Here is a 2,817-nt window from a genome sequence, read left to right on the forward strand (position 1 = left end):
AAACAACGAGGACAAGAGATATTATTAATATACATAGTTAAAAACTGCTCCTTTCTTGGGGGGAATATTGGTTGTTTGAATAACTATTATACCTCAAAGGATTAGAGTAGTTTCAATAATTTTTAAGTTAACAGAAACATTATATTATTTGGGAGGAATTATGGAAAATCTTTTAAAAAGAAAACTTAATTTAGGAATTGCAGCTTGCCAATTTGGAGCTAAATTTAGATATAATGGTAAAGGTATTGATTTAACTCAATGTTTAGGAAGAGACCGTGGACAATTTATTTGGACACCTGTTTGTCCAGAGGTTATGAGTGGAATGGGTGTTCCTAGATTAACTATAAAACTTTCTGGTGGAAATGGATTTGATTTCTGGGAAGGTAATGCTAATGTTAAAGACAAAGAAGGTAAAATTAAAAATGATATGATTAAAAAAGGAGCTTTAGCTTGTCTCGAGACTCTTGAAAGAGCAAAAATAGATGCATATATCTTCATGGATGGAAGTCCATCTTGTGGAGTAAATAGAACAACTTTAAAAAACCAAAGACTTGGAAATCCACCTGGAGTTTTTAGTGCTCTTCTTTTACAAAAAAATATATTTTTAATTAACTCAATTGATTTACAAAGCCCTATCAGATGGTGGGATTGGAAAAGAAGACTTGTTGCATTTGTTTGGACAAAAGAACAAGAAGTTAATTCAAAAGATATTTTAAAAGATATCTGGGATAAAATAAAATATGTTCTTTATGAACTGCATACAGAAGAAGCGATTGCTATTAGAGATGAAATAAGAGAGGTTTTAAAATCGGATACTGAACCTAACACTGAAACTTATGAAAAAATAAAGTTAGAAATGTTAACTCTTTTAAGAAAACGTGCTGAATTGGAAAACATAAAAAAACATCTTTGGGATAATTATATTGATTTAAAGAAAAAAGAAGGAATTGAAGTTGAAGAAGTTTTAGAGCCTGAAGCTTTAAGAAATATGACTCATATCGCCCAAGAGTTGCTTGGAGTAGAGATAGAAGCTCGTAAAAAAAATTGTTTATTTAGAAGTTCTCCTATTAATTACAAGCCTGACAGGTAAAATATATTTTGACTTTTTTGTCTTTTCAAATTACAATATAGAATATATAAAATTTGAGGAGTATGAAAATGTATAGTTTTAAAAATGATTATAGTGAAGGCGTTCATCCTAATATATTAGCTACGATGGTTGAAACGAATTTAATTCAACAGCCTGGATATGGAGAGGATGAATATAGTCTTAACGCTATTAAAATATTAAAAAATAGAATTAATAGAGAAGATATTGATATTCACCTTTTAGTTGGAGGAACTCAAACAAATTTAATTGCTATCTCTGCTTTTTTAAGACCGTACGAAGCTGTTATTTCTGCTCAAACTGGACATATATTTGTGAATGAAACAGGAGCTATTGAAGCAACTGGTCATAAAGTTATTCCAGTAGAAGTAAATGATGGTAAATTAAAAGTAGTAGATATTAAAAGTATCGTAGACTCACACTCTGGTGTACATATGGTTAGACCTAAATTGGTTTATATTTCAAATCCTACAGAGATTGGAACTATTTATAAAAAAAGTGAATTAGAAGAATTAAGTCAATACTGTAAAGAAAACGATCTTATTTTCTATATGGATGGAGCAAGATTAGGTTCAGCTCTAGCTTGTAAAGAAAATGATTTAAGTTTAATTGACTATGGAAGACTCTTAGATTCTTTTTATATTGGTGGTACTAAACACGGAGCTTTAATGGGAGAAGCTTTAGTTTTATGTAATGACTCTTTAAAAAAAGACTTTGAATTTAATATAAAACAAAAAGGCGGATTACTTGCTAAAGGTCGAACTTTGGGCATTCAATTCTACGAATTGTTTAAAGATGATTTATATTTAAAATTAGCTCAACATCAAAATAAAATGGCTAGAATTTTAAATGATGGTATAAAAGACGCTGGATTTGATTTGTTTATTGATTCTCCATCAAATCAAGTTTTCCCAATTTTCCCTAATGAGATTATAGAAAAACTTGAAGAAAATTACTCTTTCTATAGATGGACTAGCATTGATGAAAAATACTCTGCTATTAGATTAGTTACTTCTTGGGCTACTTTAGAAACAGAGGTTATAAAATTTATTGAAACTTTAAAAGCTTATACGATATAATGTATAAGCTTTTTTATTTCAGAAAAAACTATTGGATAGTCTAGGTTTGGTCTAGAAAGTAAAATTGTTTGAACACCAATCTCTTTTGCACTATCTATCTTCTCTCTTTCACCACCAGTATCTCCACCTTTTTTACTGATAATATATTTTATATTACACTCCTTCATCATAGCTATATTTAGTTCTTTAGAAAAAGGACCTTGCATTCCTATTATATTTTTAGGTAAAATTCCAAAATCTTCTGCTTTTTTTATCATTTCCCATTTTGGTAGAATTCTAAAATAGATATTCTGTTTATTTTTCATATTTTCAAATATAGCAATAGGTAAGGATTTAAAGTTATCTCCACCTTTTCCCCTGCTCCACACCGTGCATGCGACTTTCATCGCACACGGCGTTCCATCATAATTTTAAATTTTATTTATATTTAGAAATTGTTTTTAATATTCTTACATAATTCTCATTGTCTTTATAGTAATCCTCTCTATTGCTACTTTTCAGCGTGTGAATTGCTCTATAAATATTTGATTCATCAATTATGCAGTCTATTAAACTCATAGATTATACGCCTCCTTCTTCCTAAGAATTAGGAAACTTTATTTTCTTGGTTTACGACCATTCATCTATTAA

At 29.4% G+C, this 2,817-nt stretch carries 4 protein-coding genes; 2 read left to right on the plus strand and 2 right to left on the minus strand.

Features of this window, described 5'->3' with window-relative positions; genetic code table 11:
- Positions 1 to 160 precede the first annotated feature (160 nt).
- Together ACRCZX_RS05545 and ACRCZX_RS05550 are read left to right on the plus strand one after the other, a co-directional pair.
- Entirely contained in the window at positions 161 to 1,090 is a 930-nt protein-coding gene (locus tag ACRCZX_RS05545) for a DUF523 domain-containing protein (RefSeq protein WP_438581940.1), read from the plus strand.
- A gap of 68 nt (positions 1,091 to 1,158) precedes the next feature.
- On the plus strand, positions 1,159 to 2,187 hold the full coding sequence (locus tag ACRCZX_RS05550; protein WP_438581941.1) for a threonine aldolase family protein: 1,029 nt from the start codon (positions 1,159 to 1,161) through the stop codon (positions 2,185 to 2,187).
- On the opposite strand, the gene ACRCZX_RS05555 is transcribed toward ACRCZX_RS05550, so the two are convergent.
- On the minus strand, positions 2,175 to 2,555 hold the full coding sequence (locus tag ACRCZX_RS05555) for a precorrin-6A/cobalt-precorrin-6A reductase (RefSeq protein ID WP_438581942.1): 381 nt from the start codon (positions 2,553 to 2,555) through the stop codon (positions 2,175 to 2,177). The genes ACRCZX_RS05550 and ACRCZX_RS05555 overlap by 13 nt on opposite strands.
- Positions 2,556 to 2,604: 49 nt before the next feature.
- Positions 2,605 to 2,745, minus strand: coding sequence for a hypothetical protein (locus ACRCZX_RS05560; RefSeq protein ID WP_438581943.1), 141 nt, complete (start codon positions 2,743 to 2,745; stop codon positions 2,605 to 2,607).
- Positions 2,746 to 2,817 lie beyond the last annotated feature (72 nt).

This window comes from Cetobacterium sp. (genome assembly GCF_051658645.1).
Lineage (GTDB): Bacteria > Fusobacteriota > Fusobacteriia > Fusobacteriales > Fusobacteriaceae > Cetobacterium_A.